This window comes from Flavobacterium sp. (genome assembly GCF_027484705.1).
In the GTDB taxonomy this organism is placed as follows: domain Bacteria; phylum Bacteroidota; class Bacteroidia; order Flavobacteriales; family Flavobacteriaceae; genus Flavobacterium.
The window spans coordinates 186781-206011 of the sequence record NZ_JAIXSL010000012.1 but is presented as its reverse complement, the minus strand read 5'-3'; the positions used below and the strand labels follow the sequence as shown (position 1 = coordinate 206011).

General features: G+C 40.5%; 15 protein-coding genes and 1 tRNA gene. 10 read left to right on the top strand and 6 right to left on the bottom strand.

The genetic code is table 11. The features are described 5' to 3' along the window. Positions 1-228: 228 nt before the first annotated feature. Entirely contained in the window at positions 229-1215 is a 987-nt protein-coding gene (locus Q0058_RS07640) for a glycosyltransferase family protein (protein ID WP_298222519.1), read from the bottom strand. Between the two features lie 41 nt (positions 1216-1256). Next, on the bottom strand, positions 1257-2609 hold the full coding sequence (locus Q0058_RS07635; protein WP_298222517.1) for a GH1 family beta-glucosidase: 1353 nt from the start codon (positions 2607-2609) through the stop codon (positions 1257-1259). Between the two features lie 336 nt (positions 2610-2945). Between Q0058_RS07635 and Q0058_RS07630 the strand changes: the two genes are divergently transcribed. After that, on the top strand, positions 2946-3701 hold the full coding sequence (locus Q0058_RS07630) for a hypothetical protein (RefSeq protein ID WP_298222515.1): 756 nt from the start codon (positions 2946-2948) through the stop codon (positions 3699-3701). Between the two features lie 78 nt (positions 3702-3779). On the opposite strand, the gene Q0058_RS07625 is transcribed toward Q0058_RS07630, so the two are convergent. Then, positions 3780-3859: transfer RNA gene (locus Q0058_RS07625), tRNA-Leu, on the bottom strand. Positions 3860-4116: 257 nt separating this feature from the next. Between Q0058_RS07625 and Q0058_RS07620 the strand changes: the two genes are divergently transcribed. The 4 genes from Q0058_RS07620 (at position 4117) to Q0058_RS07605 (ending at position 7259) form a co-directional block, all read left to right on the top strand. Beyond that, the gene (locus Q0058_RS07620; RefSeq protein ID WP_298222513.1) at positions 4117-5058 is read left to right on the top strand and encodes a ribose-phosphate pyrophosphokinase; all 942 of its coding nucleotides are present in this window, start codon (positions 4117-4119) and stop codon (positions 5056-5058) included. 256 nt (positions 5059-5314) lie between these two features. Next, positions 5315-5920 carry a 50S ribosomal protein L25/general stress protein Ctc gene (locus tag Q0058_RS07615; protein WP_298222511.1) on the top strand — a complete coding sequence of 202 codons (606 nt, stop codon included), beginning with the start codon at positions 5315-5317 and terminating at the stop codon, positions 5918-5920. Positions 5921-6175: 255 nt separating this feature from the next. Continuing rightward, positions 6176-6742 carry an aminoacyl-tRNA hydrolase gene (pth, locus tag Q0058_RS07610; RefSeq protein WP_298222509.1) on the top strand — a complete coding sequence of 189 codons (567 nt, stop codon included), beginning with the start codon at positions 6176-6178 and terminating at the stop codon, positions 6740-6742. A gap of 1 nt (position 6743) precedes the next feature. Further along, complete coding sequence (locus Q0058_RS07605) at positions 6744-7259, top strand: hypothetical protein (protein WP_298222507.1); 516 nt, start codon at positions 6744-6746, stop codon at positions 7257-7259. 80 nt (positions 7260-7339) lie between these two features. Here the strand turns inward: Q0058_RS07605 and Q0058_RS07600 are convergent, their stop codons facing one another. Next, on the bottom strand, positions 7340-10024 hold the full coding sequence (locus Q0058_RS07600) for a reprolysin-like metallopeptidase (protein ID WP_298222505.1): 2685 nt from the start codon (positions 10022-10024) through the stop codon (positions 7340-7342). A 296-nt stretch (positions 10025-10320) separates the two neighbouring features. Here Q0058_RS07600 and Q0058_RS07595 point away from each other — a divergent pair, with 296 nt between their 5' ends. The 3 genes from Q0058_RS07595 (at position 10321) to bioB (ending at position 12957) form a co-directional block, all read left to right on the top strand. Next, entirely contained in the window at positions 10321-11250 is a 930-nt protein-coding gene (locus Q0058_RS07595) for a bifunctional riboflavin kinase/FAD synthetase (RefSeq protein WP_298222503.1), read from the top strand. A 101-nt stretch (positions 11251-11351) separates the two neighbouring features. Further along, entirely contained in the window at positions 11352-11789 is a 438-nt protein-coding gene (locus tag Q0058_RS07590; RefSeq protein WP_298222501.1) for a hypothetical protein, read from the top strand. 88 nt (positions 11790-11877) lie between these two features. Continuing rightward, complete coding sequence (gene bioB, locus Q0058_RS07585) at positions 11878-12957, top strand: biotin synthase BioB (RefSeq protein ID WP_298222499.1); 1080 nt, start codon at positions 11878-11880, stop codon at positions 12955-12957. A 60-nt stretch (positions 12958-13017) separates the two neighbouring features. Here the strand turns inward: bioB and Q0058_RS07580 are convergent, their stop codons facing one another. After that, the gene (locus Q0058_RS07580) at positions 13018-16698 is read right to left on the bottom strand and encodes a choice-of-anchor D domain-containing protein (RefSeq protein ID WP_298222497.1); all 3681 of its coding nucleotides are present in this window, start codon (positions 16696-16698) and stop codon (positions 13018-13020) included. A 167-nt stretch (positions 16699-16865) separates the two neighbouring features. On the opposite strand from Q0058_RS07580, the gene Q0058_RS07575 reads away from it, so the two are divergent. Together Q0058_RS07575 and Q0058_RS07570 are read left to right on the top strand one after the other, a co-directional pair. After that, a complete protein-coding gene (locus tag Q0058_RS07575; protein WP_298222495.1) occupies positions 16866-17336 on the top strand; it encodes a regulatory protein RecX in 471 nt (156 codons plus the stop codon). Positions 17337-17649: 313 nt separating this feature from the next. Next, positions 17650-17853, top strand: a complete 204-nt coding sequence (locus Q0058_RS07570) for a hypothetical protein (protein WP_298222493.1) — start codon at positions 17650-17652, stop codon at positions 17851-17853. Between the two features lie 212 nt (positions 17854-18065). On the opposite strand, the gene Q0058_RS07565 is transcribed toward Q0058_RS07570, so the two are convergent. After that, the gene (locus tag Q0058_RS07565; protein WP_298222491.1) at positions 18066-19223 is read right to left on the bottom strand and encodes a beta-ketoacyl synthase N-terminal-like domain-containing protein; all 1158 of its coding nucleotides are present in this window, start codon (positions 19221-19223) and stop codon (positions 18066-18068) included. Positions 19224-19231 lie beyond the last annotated feature (8 nt).

The following is a 19231-nucleotide window of genomic DNA, read 5'->3' as shown; positions in this document are numbered from 1 at the left end:
TGTTTGTACATGACAAATCTAGGGCAACAGCACAACCTCAGGAAATTGCTTCGGTAACTAACCCCAAAACTCGTTGAAGTTACCAAAAATCAAAATCTGAAGTATTTCGGCTAAAAGACATGCATTTTATCGATGCTTTTTGGGATCCAATAAGAGAAATTGACCATAACTCAATAAAAATCTGGTTAAAATAATGCATCGATAGCCTGAAAGGATTGCTTTTTGGGATTAAGCATGCTTGGCAATAATACGATCTACAATGTCCTGAGTACTATCGGGATAGTTCACCGGTACGCGTTGACCATTTTGCAACCATTCAGAAATAACGGAATCCCATTTAGGTTTGAGGCTTTTGATAACCGGCACATTCATCGCTTTTAAAGCCGCTGCATTAAGTTGTTGCTCATACTGATTTTTCATCGGAACCACTAAAAGTTTCTTTCCCAGAAATAATGCCTCTGCTGGTGTTTCGAATCCCGCTCCGCATAAGACTCCTGATGATGAGGCCATACTCGCTGTGAAAAGTAAATTGTTGATCGGTTGAATTACGATATTATCCACCACTAGTTTCTTTTTGTTGTGTTTTGAAAAAACATCCCATTTGATTTTCGGAAATCCCGATAGTTTTTCAATCAGAGCGGCATCATCATAAGAAGGAAGATAAACCGTGTAATGCCCATTGTCCGTAACTTGATGATTCCTGACTTGCTGACGTACTACCGGAGTAAAAATATTGTCACCATGCGATTTAAAATGGAAACCGTATTTGAAATCAGCCGGCGCATAATTTTGCAGGATCAGTTTGCCTATTTTATCGGTTTCATCGGTTTGTGGAAAGCCTTCTGAAAGTACCGCGGCCTGATGGCTAAGCGCAATACAAGGCTTGTTCCTGATGACGCAGGCCCATGATGATACGGGTTCGAAATCACTAATCACCAAATCATAATCCGTTACGGGCAAATCCTGAATGCTTTTGTATAATTTCCGCGGATGGCTTCGCGTGACGGTCTTGAGTAAATCCACACCGCCTTTTTTTCCAAAAATAAAACTCAGCCCTTTCAACTTGTATTTTATGGCAAAAGGCAATTCAAGATCTCCCTGAATCCCGCTGACCAGTATGTCAACCTCGCCATGCTTTTGAAGGCAAGGAATGATATCGATGGCCCTGCTCAAATGTCCGTTTCCTGTTCCTTGTACCGCGTATAATATTTTCATCTTGATGGATTTAAAAAATGATTCCTGTTTTCAAAAAGTGGTTACTTAAGAAATTGCTGAAACCATAAACCGGATTGTTTAATGGTTCTTTCTTGTGTATCAAAATCGACATAAACCAAACCAAATCTGGGATGAAAGCCTTCCGCCCATTCAAAATTATCGGTCAGTGTCCAGACGAAATAACCCTCCACAGGATAACCTTCTTGCTTGGCTTTCAGAACCTGACTCATATGATTTTGAAGGTAAGTCGTTCGGTCAGTATCATTCACTTTCCCATTTTCGACGACATCAGGAAAAGCGGCACCGTTTTCGGTAATGATGAGTTGTTTGATTCCTTTATAACCATTGAATTTCTTGATCATCTGATAAATTGCCGGCGGATAGACTTCCCAGTTCATCTCGGTGGAAGGAACCTTTCGCTTCGATGCTTTGACAATGGATGCGCCGATGTAAGGAACGAATAAGGAAGCTTTTACGATTTCGCGTGTGTAACATTGGATGCCCGTAAAATCGAAATCAAAAGCCATGTTTTTCTCGTCATCCGGTTGCATGTACTTCTCTATTTTTTTGAGGAAAGGCAAATCTGAATGCGGATAACCAAGACCTAAAATCGGCTCGATAAAAGTTCTGTTGAGAAGCGTATCTACTCGGTTTGCCGCAAGAACGTTTCTTTCGGAACTATTTAACGGTTCTATGTGCGTACACGAAAAAGTAGTTCCGATATGGGCATGGTCAATTTGTTTTCGCAAGGCTTTTGCTCCAGCCGCTGTGGCTAAAGTGGCGTGGTGCATGGCCTTAAGGTAATTGGTAAGCCCTTTTTTTCCCGGAGCATGCATGCCTAAAAAATAGCCTGCGCCTGTAAATACTGATGGCTCGTTCAGTACCATCCAATTAATGACCCTGTCGCCAAAATTGAGGGCGCATATTTCAGAATAATCCGAAAACCAGGAAACGATGTCGCGGTTGGTCCATCCGCCTCTGAGTTCCAGTGCATGCGGTAAATCCCAATGATAAATAGTTACCCAGGGAGTAATGCCGCATTTGAGCAAAAAATCTATAACCCTGTTATAATAATCGACTCCTTTGTAATTAATGCTTCCAGTGCCTTCTGGCAGCAGTCGCGTCCAGCTGAGAGAAAAACGAAAGTTTGAAATGTTGAGTTCGCGTACTAAAGCAATATCATCTTTATAGCGGTTGTAAAAATCACAGGCATCTGCGGGTTGGTGCCCATTTTTTATTTTTCCTCTTCGGGTAGCAAAAACATCCCAGATCGATAAGCCTTTACCATCTGCCTCTTTTGAACCTTCAATCTGAAATGCAGCCGTTGATACACCCCATTTAAAATCGGCTCCAAACTGTTGCTTCGAAAAATCAACATGCAGTTTTTTATCCATAATGGCTTAGTGGCAGATACTAATGAAGAAAGCTAGACTGCATTGCCCGAAGAAAAAGCGCTTCCTTAAGGAACGCCAATAAGTTTTTTAGAGAATACCAATAAGAAAATCTGAAGTAGCTCATTACTTTTTTTTCAAAGTAAACCAACAAGTGTGAATAAACTGCTAGGTAATGGTTAAGAAATGGTGTGCTTCGCAATACTATTGATTTGAATGCCTTTGAGAAATAAAAACATATAATCAAACTATCAATAATCCACGGCCTGCTTAAGATTGGCTTAAAAAACATCCGTGTGAGAAATACATTCCTTTATAATCCGTTTTTTTGAATAAAAAATGTCAACTACTGCGTTCCATAAATTACCAGAGATTGCGATTTCCTTTTGGATCATGAAAATCTGCGCCACGACCTTAGGAGAAACGGGCGGTGACTTATTAGCACAAACGATGAAAGTAGGCTATGCCATAAGTTCGTTAATTTTTCTTGGGTTTTTCTTTTTGATGTTTTTCATTCAAATCGTTTCAAAGAAATACAATCCTATTATTTATTGGTTGGTCATTATTGCGACAAGCACCGCCGGAACAACCATCTCGGATTTCATGGATCGGACATTGGGTTTAGGATACGCCAAAGGATCTTTTATTTTGGTGGCTTTATTAATCTTGATTTTGGGAATTTGGAGATTAACAGAAAAATCAATCTCGGTAACGCAAATTCAATCGGTTCGTGCAGAAAGTTTCTATTGGGTAGCGATTCTTTTTTCAAACACTTTGGGAACGGCACTTGGGGATTTCTTATCCGATGATTCAGGATTGGGTTTTGCCGGCGGCGCTGTTTTGATTGGAAGCCTGTTATTGCTTATTATTTTAGCGCACTATTTCACAACCTTCTCTAAAGTGGTTTTGTTTTGGCTGGCTTTCATATTGACCAGGCCTTTCGGAGCTACTTTTGGAGATTTCTTGACCAAACCAACGGATCAAGGCGGACTAAATATTGGAACTGCCTTTTCTTCAATCTTTTTATCCTTGGTGATTTTAGCGTTAATGTATAGAGAAATTCGGCACTTGAATCACCGCCAAAATCTAACGTAAAACCAAACCTTCTGCTTGCATACATTTCTTCACTCCTACAAAATGAAAAAGCTCCTCGGTTAAGAAGAGCTTTTAAAGTACCCGGAGCCGGAGTCGAACCGGCACGGTTTCCCACAGGTGTTTGAGACCAGCGCGTCTACCAATTCCGCCATCCGGGCGTAGCAGACGAAAAATCATTTGCATGATTTAACGCAATAGAAAAGCAAGGCTTTTCCTTTAACACGGTGCAAATGTAAAAAATATAATTACACTTTCTAAAAAAATACTCGAAATTTTCCTTTCCTACATGGATTTAATTCCTAAATTTGCACCTCGTTAACACGACACACAACTAACTAACTACACCCGAGGCGTTTATATCTTTCAGGCTTTATGCCGGATTATATGAGTAGCACGGTATAAAACAACGAATACAATGTCGCACCAAGAACCGGAAGCAAAGATATTTGCGTGTTCGCAAAGTGTATATTTGGCCGAAAAGATCGCCTCACATTATGGCGTTCAGCTTGGTAAAGTAACGTTCTCTAAATATAGTGATGGTGAATTCCAGCCTTCTTACGAGGAGTCGATCCGGGGTTTACGCGTGTTCATCGTTTGTTCGACGTTTCCGAGTGCCGACAACCTGATGGAATTGTTGCTGATGATTGATGCTGCAAAACGCGCCTCCGCCAGACACGTAACGGCCGTAATACCGTATTTCGGATGGGCACGCCAGGACAGGAAAGACAAACCAAGGGTTCCGATTGGAGCGAAGTTGGTTGCGAATCTGCTCGATGCTGCCGGGGCAACCCGCATCATGACGATGGATTTGCACGCCGACCAGATTCAGGGATTTTTCGAAAAACCGGTAGACCATCTTTTTGCATCGACGATATTCTTGCCGTATGTGAAAAGCCTCAACCTCGAAAACCTGACGATCGCATCGCCCGATATGGGAGGTTCAAAAAGAGCTTACGCCTATTCGAAGTTTTTGGAGTCGGATGTGGTGATCTGTTACAAACAAAGAAGAGCCGCCAACGTGATTGACACGATGGAACTCATCGGAGAAGTGAAAGGCAGAAATGTGGTTTTAGTCGATGACATGATCGACACCGGAGGCACACTCGCGAAAGCGGCCGATTTGATGATTGAAAAAGGAGCTTTGAGCGTTCGTGCGATTTGTACCCACGCCATCCTATCAGGAGAAGCTTACAAGAAAATAGAAAATTCCAAATTGCTGGAATTGATTGTTACCGATTCCATTCCGTTGAAGAGGGAATCCAAAAAAATAAGGGTGGTCAGTTGCGCGCCACTTTTTGCAGAAGTAATGAATATGGTGCAGCACAACAATTCCATCAGCGGCAAATTCCTGATGTAAGCGCTGTAAGCTGTAAGCATTAGGCTGTAAGCCGAAAACGAATGTTGAAAGAACGAAATTTTAGGTTTCAATCGAAGATAAGATTTGAAATTTTAGACAGACCGCGTTAGGGATTGAGCAATTGTCTGAGCTCTCCCGATGCAATCGGGAAGCGAGTGCGAAAGCCCGACCCGTAGGGAAACGCCCAAGCCTAAAGCCTATAGCTTACGGCCTAAAGCAAAAAAGAATTTTTTATTATTAACTATATATTTTTACAATGAAATCGATTACGATTAAAGGATCAGAAAGAGAAAGCGTGGGCAAAGTTGCGACTAAAGCCTTACGTAATGCTGGATTGGTTCCTTGCGTGTTATACGGAGGAAAGCAAGCAGTACATTTCTCAGCAGAAGAAATTGCATTTAAAAACTTGGTTTACACTCCAAACGCACACACGGTTGTGATCGAGTTGGGTAACAAAACCTACAATGCGATTCTACAAGACATTCAAGTGCACCCTGTTTCAGACAGAATTTTGCACATTGACTTCTTCGAATTATTTGACGATAAAGAAATCACTATGGAAGTTCCAGTTCGTGTGGTGGGCGTATCGCCAGGTGTTTTGTTAGGAGGTGTTTTACGTTTGAACCAACGTAGACTTAAAGTGAAAGCTTTGCCTAAAAACCTTCCTGATTTCATCGATGCAGACATCTCATCAATGGAAATGGGTAACAAAATGTATGTCACGAAACTTGTTTCAGACCAATACAAATTGTTGCACCCAGACAACACTGTGGTAGCTCAGGTGAGAATCTCACGTGCGGCTATGAAAGCAGCGCAGGAAGCGGCGAAAGCAGCAAAAACACCTGCCAAAGGAAAGAAATAAGAGTCACTCTTTTTCATACCAAAGCATCAGTCGAAAGGCTGGTGCTTTTTTGTTTTAGGGAAGCCGGGAACCTGCTATACGCTCATATCTTTTGTTCTGAACAACAGAACAAAAGGATAACCGCTTCTATCAGGGCTAGGCATTCGATTCCATTAGAACAACTTTTTATCAATCATATTAATTGACTATTTTTACCACATGAAATGGTTGACCGATTTATTTACATCCCAAAAAACAACAGACAATACCGTTGATATGAAGAAATTTTTAATCGTTGGCTTAGGCAACATCGGCGCGGAATATGTCAATACACGCCACAATATCGGATTCAAGATCCTCGACTTTTTGGCCCGAAAAGAAGCGATTGATTTTGAAACGGTGAAGTTGGGTTCGCTTGCCGAATATAAATTCAAAGGAAGAACATTTCTGCTGCTCAAACCCAACACTTATATGAACCTCAGCGGAAAAGCCGTGCAATATTGGATGGAAAAAGAAAAAATTCCACTAGAAAATATCATGGTCATTACCGATGATCTCAACTTGGCTTTCGGAACCATTCGCATCCGTCTAAAAGGCAGCGACGGTGGGCACAACGGACTCAAAAATATCAACCTGATGCTGAATACGCAAAATTATACGCGCTTCCGTTTTGGGATCAGTGACGAATTCAAAAAAGGCCAGCAAGTGAATTATGTTTTGGGCGAATGGAGCGACGAGGAAAACGTCAAACTTCCGGAACGCCTCGAACTTGCCTCAGAAATCATACGTTCGTTCGGTACTGCCGGAATAGAAAACACCATGTCTAATTTTAATGGAAAATAATATGAGAAATTTAGCTTTACTGTTCGTCCTTTTTAGTGTATTGTCGTGTAACTGCAAAAAAGCCGCGCTTCAAACGGCAACCCTTTCCGCTGCGAGCGAATGTCCGAAAGACGGAACTTGCAACATCCAATTGTTGAAGAACAAAACCATCGCCGTCAAGAAAGACGAATTCGGCAGTGTGTTTTATACTTTGGAGGAAAGCACTTCGAAAAGTGTTGTGCAGTATACTTATAAAAGAACCGTAAAGGGCGATATTCAGGATGCGAATTACCGTGAGGAAATTATTTTTGAAATCGATAATAAAACCGAAAACCTAAACCTGTCTGATGTCGCACTCGCCGATACGCAATTGCTTTTTGGCAGGTTTTGTTTCTGCCGCGGACAAACGGGATATTATGCGATCAATCAGGGAAAGCTTTCCGTGAATAAAAATTCAAATGACACCGTCGTTGACTTAAATTTCAAAACGGATCAAGTTCCTCAGATTATTCATCATATTGCTTTTTCTATAAAGTAGCTGAATTTGTAACCGGTCAGTCTTAAACAAAAAAAGAGTCATTATTGCTAATGACTCTTTTTTTATGAAAGTTGAAAGTATTATTTGATTACAATACGTTTCACCATTTTTCTGTCGCCATCGGTAATCGTCACCATATAGATTCCTGCTTGGGCATTGTCTAAGTGCAATTCCTGATTGAACAATCCTGTACTGTTATAATTCTTGTCGAAGATTTTTCTTCCGCTCATATCGTGAACCATGATTCCGATTTTTCCGGTTTGGTTAGAATTAAACTGCACCGTAAAGTTGCTGTCATTCGGGTTTGGATATAAGGAGAAGTTTTCAAACTCAAAGTTACTATTGGCTAATAAAATAAATGACGATGAACAAACTTCCAACGCAATCGAATTGATGGAACCTGTATTTCCTGCTACTGCATCTTTAAATCCGAACTGCCAGTTTCCTTGTTGGCTGAATCCATTAAAAGTATTCAAATCAAGAGATGGTGCAATGTAAGTTCCGGTTGTTGGGCTTCCGCAAGTAAAGGCGCTTCCCTGAGCATCGAACGTGACATTCATATTGGCGCTTCCAGAACATTGTTGGTTGAAATAAGTAGCCAAAGTACCCCCTGGTCTGATCACCGCCATCACTAAATTCTGAAGGTTAGGGTGCGTAGCATTGACGGTGATATTCACATCACTAATCGTTCCTGCATTTGGGACATTAATTTGTTTTACAGTATAACCACTTGCAGCATCCGTTAAATTAAATGGTGTTGTAAAGTTATAAGTATTACATGTTGTAACCATTTGGTATCCGAGATAGAATGCTTTGGTATTTAATGCGAAAAAGATATTGCCAACGGCTTCCACTTTAACCCTGCAATTGGTAGAAACTGCATCTGGTGCTGTAATCACTTCACTACCGTCATTAGGTGTGTTTGTAGCCAATGTATAAGGGAACGTTTGCCCGCCATCAATTGACAATTTAATGTTTACATTAGCAACGTCAACACCATTGGCATCGGTACCGGCAACATCCCAAGTAATGGTTTGTGATGAGTTTTGAGCCCAAGCAGTCGGTGCGCTTTGAGAGGTTACTTTGAAAGGTCCTACGGCAGCATAGGTTAAATTCATAGTCGCTCTCTGCGTTTGTCCACCCAACGGGCTTCTGTTATCTCTAACCACCAAAGAAAATGCCATGGCTCTTGCCACTGTTGGAATTACTTCCCAAGTTGATGATAAATTACCGGCCAAGATATTTGACAATGCTGGGAAATATCTCGTTGGAGAGGCTGTAGGGTTGAACGATCTGAAATTAGGTGCCGTGGTAACTGTTGCAGAAGGATTTGCTGTAGTGGTACCCGCATTGTATTGCTCCCAACAGTAGGTCAGTGCATCGTTATCAGCGTCGGTCGCAGAACCTGTCAATGCAAATGGAGTTCCTACAGGAATGGTATAATTTCCACCAGCATTCACTACCGGCGCAGCGTTTCCATTAGGTTGAATATTACCGCAATTTCCAGCTCCATTCACAAATGATATCATTTGAATAATACTTCTTGCGTGATAGTAAGCATCTGAGTGAGGCTGAACATCCTGAGGCGCACAAATGCCGGCATAAGCCATAATAGTGGTACCACTTCCTGGTTCGAATGCGGATGCAGCTGCTCTGTTTGGTGCAGCGCAATTTCCCCCAGTACCATTGAAAGTGTGAGAACAACCGAATTGATGTCCCATTTCGTGTGCCACAAAGTCGATGTCGTACTCATCGCCCACAGGAGAATCGAGTCCTGTTACCCCTCTTGATTTCGATCCTGTTGCACATGGCGACTGAGGTGTTGCTACTCCACCACCACCTGTACTAGCTACGTGGCCTATATCATAGTTGGCATCACCGATAGTGGCATCAATAGCTGTTTGATTTTGATCAAGCAATATGTTGTTTGTATTGCTGTTATCGTAAGTATCTGAAGTAATGTTGATGATCGCATCGTTATTAGGAATCAACACTAAAGTAAATGACATATCGCGCTCAAAACAACCATTGACTCTTGTCATCGTGACCACCATAGCAGCCAAAACCGCTGCTTTTTTCTGGGCTAATGTTCCACCTGTCAATCCTGCGGCACTCACATGAAATGCGGCATATTCTATCGTACAAGCCAAAGCCAGACGATAGGTTTTAAACAAACTGTTGCTCGCACGTGAAAGCACTTCTGATTCTGGAATATCTTCTGACAAATCAATTCCGCGATCCACTACATTACATAGGTGCGTTTTGGTAGTTGTTAACGAAGCTTTGCTAAAAACCATATAGTTTTTTAAATCTTTAGTGTACGGATCGATGTAAGAAGTTCCATTAACACCTGAGAAAGTCATCGTATGCAAACCAAAAATAGTCGTACTGAAACGAATCATGGCCGTTTTATCTTCTACGCCTAAACCAACATAAGATTGGATTTCAGTATGTTTTGCTGCCAATTCAGGATGCATTACAGAAGCTTCATAGATTCTGAAGTTTTGCATTTGTCCTTGTGGGTTTGGGAATGCAACAATGACATTAGATTCGACTCCGATATTGTTTCTTGAAGGCGCTTTCGATAACTCCGCTTTCAACGCATCAAGGTTAAGAGAATACAATTGGAATTCTGAAGGATGAGAATCTCTTGCTAGTACAGGAGCATTCACTTGGGCATTGGTTATTTTTTTCCAAATAGTATTCTGTGCAAACGAATGGCTAACGGAAAAAAGAACCAATATTAAAAATAGAGCTTTTTTCATGGTTTTTTTTAATAAATTGATTAATAGGGTTCAAATATACAATTTTTAATAAAAAAACCGCCTCGACCAAATCGTTTTATTGTTAAATATTTTGACGCTAATCGTTTGTAATCCAACAGCATTATTTGATTCTTTATTAACCGCAAGTGTCTTTTGCCAAAAAAACAAGTGAAACATCATGAAATCATTGATTTTTATGAATTACTTCCTCAATCAAAAAAATCACAACTTTCCTAAAAATCAAATGGTAAAATGTCCGCGGGATAGTTTAAATTTGCCGCATTAAATTTGATGCATTGAAGATTTTTCACTCCATAAATTCCTTTAAAACCGACAAAAAAACCGTTGTCACGCTTGGGACATTTGATGGCGTACATATTGGCCATCAGAAGATTATTGAAAAACTAATCCTCAATGCCCAAAACAACGATTGCGAGAGTTTGATTCTGACTTTTTTTCCGCATCCGAGAATGGTCTTGCAGGAACAATCCGAAATCCGTTTGCTCAACACGATTGACGAACGCATCGCATTATTAGAAAAAACCGGACTCGACAATCTGATTGTTCATCCTTTCGACAAGGCATTTTCGAGGCTTACCGCTGAGGAATTTGTAAAAAATGTACTGGTTGACCGACTCAATATCCAAAAAATTGTGATTGGTCATGACCACCGATTCGGTAGAAACCGCACCGCCAACATTGACGATTTGATCGAATTCGGCGAAAAATACGGTTTCGAAGTGGAACAGATTTCAGCGCAGGAAATTGAAGCCGTATCAGTGAGCTCTACCAAAATCCGAAGCGCTTTAGAAGAAGCTAATATCAATCTGGCGAATCAATATTTAGGATATCCTTACTTCCTGACAGGTTTTGTGCGCAAAGGAAAACAACTGGGCAGAACGATTGGTTTTCCGACGGCCAATCTTAAAATTGAAGAAAGTTACAAACTGATTCCGCAAAAAGGTGTTTACATCGTTTCGAGCAAACTCGGCGACAAAACCGTTTTCGGCATGATGAATATTGGCGTAAACCCTACAGTTGGCGGCGATTCTATTTCAATTGAGGTTTACTTTTTAGATTTCGACGGCGATCTCTACGACCAAAAAATCCAAGTCGGCTTGTTGCAACACATCCGGTCTGAGGAAAAATTTGCTTCGGTTGATTTGCTCAAAGCGCAATTGGAACGCGACAAAAACACCCTTATATCATTTGTAAAAAATTTATAACGTTTACGGATTCTTTATCGTATCAAAGTTGTTTTTTTGTAAATTTGAGACTCATAATGATTTGATTTTCAATTTAATATTAAACTTTAAAACTAAAGATCATGAAGCTTCCAAAAGAATTCATCAACGGATTAGTTATATTTCTTGGGATTGGGGTTTATTTTTTAATCATGAATTCCCTCGGATTGTCCGACATTACCTTCTTAAGGCTTTTCAATATTCTTTTCATTATCTATGGCGTGAATAAAACTATCGTTTCCAATCTGACTGAAGGAAAAAGAGAATTTCTACCCGATGCAATCTCAGCATTTTCGACAGCTTTTATCGGGGTTGTGCTCAGTATTGCCGGTTTGTGGATTTACAGCCATATGCGCGGCGGCGATGCTTTTGTGGAGACGTTGTCGAAAACCTTTTTCTTCGGAGACAATCCGCCTTTGAGCACTTATTGTGTCTATCTGCTTTTTGAAGGCCTTGGTTCGTGTATTATTGTAACACTGATTCTGATGTTCTATCACAATAATAAATACGCCATCGATTAAATTATCGGTCTTTAATTTAAACCATCCAGATTGGTATTTTAGAACTATTTGACTACTTTTGAGGCATCATAAAATGATCGATAGCCTTATGAAACACAATTGGACCAAAGAAGAAATTATAGCCATATACAACAAACCGATGATGGATTTGCTTTTTGAAGCAGCCACCATCCACCGCGAAAACCACGACCCAAATGTGGTTCAGGTTTCCACCTTACTTTCTATAAAAACCGGCGGTTGCCCTGAAGATTGTGGATATTGTCCGCAAGCTGCGCGTTATCATACCGATATTGAAGGCAATGATTTGATGTCAGTACAACAAGTAAAGGCGCAAGCTTTAAGAGCAAAATCTAGCGGATCATCACGCGTTTGTATGGGTGCCGCTTGGAGAAACGTCAAAGACGGACCTGAATTTGACCAAGTTTTAGAAATGGTCAGAACGATCAATAAACTTGACATGGAAGTGTGCTGCACTTTGGGGATGATTACTGAAAATCAGGCGCAACGTTTGGCAGAAGCAGGTTTGTATGCTTACAACCACAATTTAGACACTTCAGAAGAATATTATAAAGAAGTCATTTCCACACGCGGTTTCGAAGACCGTATCCAAACTATTGAAAATGTCCGTAAAACCAACGTAACGGTTTGCAGCGGCGGTATTATTGGCATGGGTGAATCTGTTGAAGACCGAGCAGGAATGTTAGTAGCGCTTGCTACGTTAAATCCGCAACCAGAATCGGTTCCGATTAATGCTTTGGTGGCTGTTGAAGGAACGCCTCTGGAAGAACAAAAACCGGTGGAAATTTGGGAAATGATCCGAATGGTTGCTACAACACGAATCATCATGCCGGAAACTCAAGTGCGCCTTTCTGCAGGAAGAATGAACATGAGCCGCGAAGGACAAGCCTTATGTTTCTTTGCCGGAGCGAATTCGATTTTTGCAGGCGATAAATTATTGACCACACCAAATCCGGATGTCAATGAAGATATGAAAATGTTCGAAATGTTAGGATTGCAACCACAGAAACCATTCATCAAAATTATGCAGCCGACAACCGTTGAAGCAGCCGATTCGCAATTTGCCCCTTTAGGCGAAAAACCGAAATGGTCTAGACCGGGGCATGTCATTGAAAGAAATCTCGAAGCATCGGTTAAAGGAAAAGCCTAACCATAAATATCAATAAAAAAAGTCCCGTTAAAAACGGGACTTTTTTTGATCTATGTTATATTAATAAATTATTTTCCTTGTAATCATTTGTCCGTTTTTTAATTTGACCCTCACCAACAAAGCCTGTTGATTTTGTATTAGACTACTGATTGATAAAAACGTATAGTTTACTTTTTTACTTTGGTAAAGTTCTCTTCCCAAAACATCATAGATTGTGACATCTGCTATATTTTCCTGAGTAGATTTTATGGTAATCTCGCTATTACTTGCGCCAACCACCACAGTGCTATTGATATTCTGAAAATCATCATTCGCCAGCAATTGATTTTTGTACAACAAGACAAAACGATCGTCTATTTTGCCTGTCGCCAAGCTGTTAAAAACATAAGGAGCTTGCTTTAAATTATGAACGATATTGAGCAACCTATCTTCTAAATATATCGATTGCTCGCCTTCAAACAAACCGTCTACGGCTCCAATTGCAATCGTATACTGCCCTGCAACAGGGAGTAAAACACCCAAAGGAACACTATCATTGCTGTTGAAAGGTATTGGCCTTCCTTGTATACACATGATCTGATCTCCGATAAAGGAATAAATACTCTGACTGCCATCCAATCGGATGAAAGCATCATATAGCACGTCTTTTTCGACTGTAGCATCAGGAACATATCCAACTACCGTTCTTGTGGAATGACCTGTCGCATTCACCAAATCAATCCAGATTCTGGAGCGCTCCGGGTCAACTCCTGTGGCAACATTGCTTTGTCTGAAAAACTGGGCATTGTCGTTAGTACCTTTCACGCGCATTTTGTTATTGAAAGTAAGTGTGCTGTCAAGTCGGTTGCCTTCATTCATTGAAACCAAGAATCCTTGTCCGGCGGCTATATAACCATTAAATCCTAAAGGACCGCTAAGAGTTGCCGTTCCGTTGTGAACGATATAATCGTCATTATTGTAATTATACTGATATGTTGCATAAAAAGGATTGTTTGGCAATACCGGCGGTGAACCATGTGTCCATATTTTTACGAAACCATCTATAATTGGGAAATCTACAGCATTGTATTTTAAAAACTCGGTGACGCTAATGGCAGAAGGATATGGATTTCCCACCAGATTCCAGTTGTCATCAATCACACTAAAAGGTACTCCGTTAGCGCTTGTATACGATCCAAGAGTGGCAGCTGTCATGTCGCCCCTGCTAATGGTTGGTGTTATAATTCCATTATTGGGTTTCCCATAATCTGAAGTGTTGTTGGCAAATTGCATCGAGAAAATCTGCGGCGCAAAGAACGTATTCGGACCTCGAACAATATAACCTTTTCCGGCAATCATAGCATCACCCACAGCAGAAACCCAGTAGCCTTGTCCGCCGTTCGGGTTACCTATTATTGGATCCCATTTAAACATATATCCCGATTGTGTGTTTGGCGAAATGTTGCTTACATTAAAGTTTTTTATTGGAGAAGACCAATACACATAATCAAGTTTGACTATGGGACTGCTCGTGCTTCTGTCCATCGTGATGTTTCCTGTGTTCACTCCGGCATCGCTCACTTGGCATAAAGCGCCCTTATCCTTGATATCTAAAGTCCCAAGAACCGTCAGTCCGTTTTGAATATTGATATAAGTATTCGCCGAAATGGTCGTATTATAGGTTGCTTTGACCAGCAAACTGCAAGCGTTGAAACTACCGTTTGAAGCTGTATTATAATTGGCTGCAATAATGGCTGGCTTGGTTAATGAAGGTGTGCCGATGATATTATTAACATCTCGCCAATCGGTGCCATTCCACGTTAAACTTCCATTGGAAATCTGTACCGCTATGGTGGCAAAATAACAGGTGCCGGAGTTTTCCCGTACCTGACAATAAAACTGATATCCGTCTAAACCTGTGATTGATGAAATATTAAGAATGCTTGTTGCTGTTCCTGAATAAACACCTGCATCCGTTAAGGAAGTCCAGACCGAAGTATTAGGCGCCACGCCATACCATTGATATGCCAACAGATTCCCTCCTAAATACCCCTGCGCAGCTGAAACTGACATTGAAGCTGTAGCACTCGTACAGCTCAAAGAAACAGCGGGTTGAACGGAAATGGTCGGTGGAGTTGGCGGGGTCGAATCAAAGACTCCTAAATTTGCACAGCTTTCCGTATCATTTGAATTCCAATCGGTATCAACAAAAGTAGCAGACGGACCGGTGAGTGATACCCGAATCATAGAAAAACCGACATTATTTCGAGTCTTAACACGATCAATTACTGTATTTCCTGCTCCTTTCGTCAAATCAATTCTGTCATCAGCATTAAACCCAGAACCTAATGTGGCATAAGGTGTTCCTACTTGTGCAGCGCAGGTGATAGTTCCGTCCGCCCTAACCAAAATGACTTGTCCCACAGCAATAGTTCCTGTTAAAGAAACTTCAACTGCAGGAGCTCCCGTGTCTGTAAAATTCGCGTATCTTCTCAATTTATATAAACCAGCTCCCAAATCAATTGGACTCGCAGTGCCATTATACAATTCGATGACACCACCTGATCCTGCTTGTGCATCGTATATTTCGGATACAATCAAATCGGTGTAAACGCCTGAAGTTCCCTCACAAGAAGTTAAGTCTTTAATAATAACTGTAAAGGCGGCTGTTACAGCACAAGGCTGCAAATCGGTAATTACGATTCCTCCCGAAGAAGCTCCGGCTGGCACAACAATAACCAATTTCGTTGGAGAACTTGATAAAACTGTAGCTGAAACGCCTCCAATTTTAGCTGTGGCCGACGTTAAATTTCCAGAACTTGCGGTAATAGTAACGATAGTTCCTTCAGGACCTGAAGCAGGATAAACAGAAGCAATTACGGCCGAAGTACAAGTCGTTCCGGTTCCTTGAATGCTAAAATTATATGGGTTTTCATTAGAATCATTGTTGGCTATAGACAGCGTAGCCGTTCTTAAACCACCAGCTGATGGTGTAAACGTAATCTCAAAAGTGCTCGAGCCTGAAGTGGCCGCCACAGGAGTAACCGGAATTACAGAAACAGAAAAATCTGCGGCATTTGCTCCTGCTATGGTTACATACGGACTTGAACCTGTTAAGTTCAATGCTCCTGTTCCCGTATTTTGAATCACAAAAGCTTTGTTGATGGAATTGCCCACAGATACTAAGTCAAAATCGGTGTTGTCAACTGTTGATGGTGTTGAGTCTCCATCAGCGATGCTCGTGGCATTGCCCTGCACATTCATTTCTGAATTTGTATAAATCGTAGTTGCTACATCATCAATATAGACTGTCGCAGCGGTTCTGTAAAACTGCACTATGATATTGGGGCTTGAATCATTAATAGTGGCCGTTTTCTGAACCGGAGCACCTGTTGTCAGTGCAAATGGCGAACCACTTGCTGCGGCCCACGTTAGTCCTCCATCGGTAGAATAGTTAACTTGAACAGAGCCTGCTGCGCTCGCCGAACCCCAGAATGTAACCGTTCCAACACCCGTAGTAACATTCGGCATCAAAACCATAGCACCCGTTTGACTTCTTAACTGAAGACTATACAGTCCCGATTTTACCCCTGTAGTTCCTCTGATAACCCCATTGGCTTGGCCTGTCCATGTCCCGGAACCCAAAGAATATGATGTGGTACCCGTATAAGCGGTTGGAAGTCCTGATTCAAAACCTTCTGTTATTTGGCTCCATGAGACCGAACTGATCCATAAGAGCAATAAAAGAATTTTTAATTTCATGGCTATAATATTAAATAATATAAACGTTAACTTTAGGGCACAAAAAAAGTAGGCTGCTTGTTTTACTTGTAGATTGGGTAAACAAAATTAATGGTTTTTTTGTTAACCCCGTCATTTTCACATTACTAAATTATCAACAGGACTTTATTATTTTGCATTTTCTATTTATGTCGAAACACCATACGAATCAGGAAGTTATCCAAAAAATGGAACATTTTTGTGCCTACCAAGAACGCTGTCATCAGGAAGTGATTCAAAAAATGCGAAATATGGCAATGGATTCGGGAAACATTGATGAAATCGTAGTACATCTAATACAAAATAATTTTCTTAATGAAGAACGTTTTGCCTGTAGTTTTGCAAGGGGAAAACACCGCATCAAGCATTGGGGGAATGTTCGGATTGTCAACGAATTAAAGGTAAGAAATATCTCTCAAACCAACATTTCGATTGCCCTGAAAGAAATCAAATCCGATGAGTATTTCGCTACTTTTGATGCCTTGGGTGAACGTCATTGGCTCAGTATCAATGAAAAAAACCAACTTAAGAAAAGAAAAAAGTTTTGTGATTTTATGCTTCGCAAAGGTTTTGAAAGCCAGCTGGTTTATGAAAAAGTAAAACAGTTGGAAAACGACTAGCCTCTACCTTTCATTAATTTTTATTACCCTTTAAACTTCTTCCTTACGATACAAAAACTTCGCATTTACCCGACGAAACTGTATTGGCAATTATCTTTTAAAACTTTTCTTATATCAGCTAATGCGGATTTAAAGCTTCTTTTAAAAATTTTATTTTACTGAAAATCAAACTCTTAATTCATTTATACGCATGTTTTAAAAAATTATTTTTTGTAAGAAAAAATATATATTAAATTTATTTTTGTGTATTTAATCGATTTTATTTACATTTGGTCGATTAATTAATTTATGTATTCATCAAAACCTCAAATCTATGAAGAACATTAATTCCTTTAAACTCAAAGAAAAACACGCTAAAATCCTCAAAACGTTGTTTGATCAATTGCATCTTATAATCATTACAATTGTATTAATACTGTATAGTGTTGAAACTGCTTCTGCTGCTATTAATGACAGTGTAGTTCGTGAAGAAAAAGTCGCTTTTGGAAAAGAATTATTTATGGAATCGAATATTTAATAGGAACAAAAACCAATTAGTAGGAGCCGCTGAAAAATAACTTTTTACTGGAAGATTCTTATTTTCGAAAAAAATGCGCCAGATTAAAACAACAAACCATCCTTCGACAGTTGCCTTGATTGCTTATTTAAAAATTAAAGTATATCCGCTGGAAAAAGATCTAGGAATAAGAGTTATTAATAATGTCTCATATTCACTCGCTAGTGATTTTTTTAAATTTTCGAAATTAAAACACTGACCGCATTACCGCCAAAACCTACAGCATTAATCAATACTTTCCGAATTGTTTTTTTTGAAGTTTTGTTTTCAATGAATGGAACACCAATGAATTCCTGATGCTGCATCATTAAAACCGCAAGTTCTATGCTCAGCATGCCCGAAGCGCCCAGCGTGTGGCCGATTTTCCATTTGTTGGTGGTGAGCAATGGCAGGTCGTTTCCGAAAATTTTCTGTATGGCCTTGTATTCTGAAAGATCGCCTTTGATCGTTCCGGGCGCGTGCATCACAATCACATCGACTTCCGAAAATTCGGTGTCTTTTAAAGCCATGCGCATCGATTTTTGAAAACAATTGGCTTCAGCTGAAATCGAAGTATTGTGTTCGAGCAGCTCAGTGGCATAACCGATGCCTTGTATGTAAGCTAAGGCGTTATCTTTTTTTCCGGTTTCGAGACAACAAACCGCGGCACCTTCTCCGAGAATCATTGTATTTTGGGTTTTCTCAAGATTAAGCGCCTGACAAGGAAAGTCTTGATTTTCCTTGGCATAAATCTTCATTGCCTGCATTTGCGATACCGTAAAATCGGTTATTGGGGCTTCACTTCCGCCGACGAGAAACTTCTCAGCCATACCTGATTTAAGCCAAGCAACGCCATTAAGTAAAGCATGCAAAGCGGTCGAACAAGTAATCGAATGCGAGATTTCAGGTCCGTCGGATTGCAAATCATGAGCGACCCACGAAGAAATATTTCCTAAAGTCGTGGTAGGAGAAGCCAGCGTATATGCCCGTCCGTTTTTTAAAAAATCGGCGTGGTGTTTTTCAAATAATGAAGTAGCTCCGCGCGAAGAACCGATGTTGATTCCAAAATGATCATCAGATTTCCAACCGGCTTGTGCGAGGGCTTTTCTTGAAGCGGCCATGGCAAACAAAACGGAATCGTCGAGTGATTTGTATTTTAGGTCTGACTTTCTTAAGGTTTCAATCAATGCTTTGGAATGGGAATCCAATGGTGCGACAAAAGCTTTTTGGGTGCCAAAATACTGTTGCACAAAACAATGGTTTGGGTTTTTGTACTGTTCCCAAATCTGTTGTGGGTCGTTCCCTAAAGGCGACAGCGAACTAATGGCGGTAATGGCAATGGGTTGCAACAAAATAATCT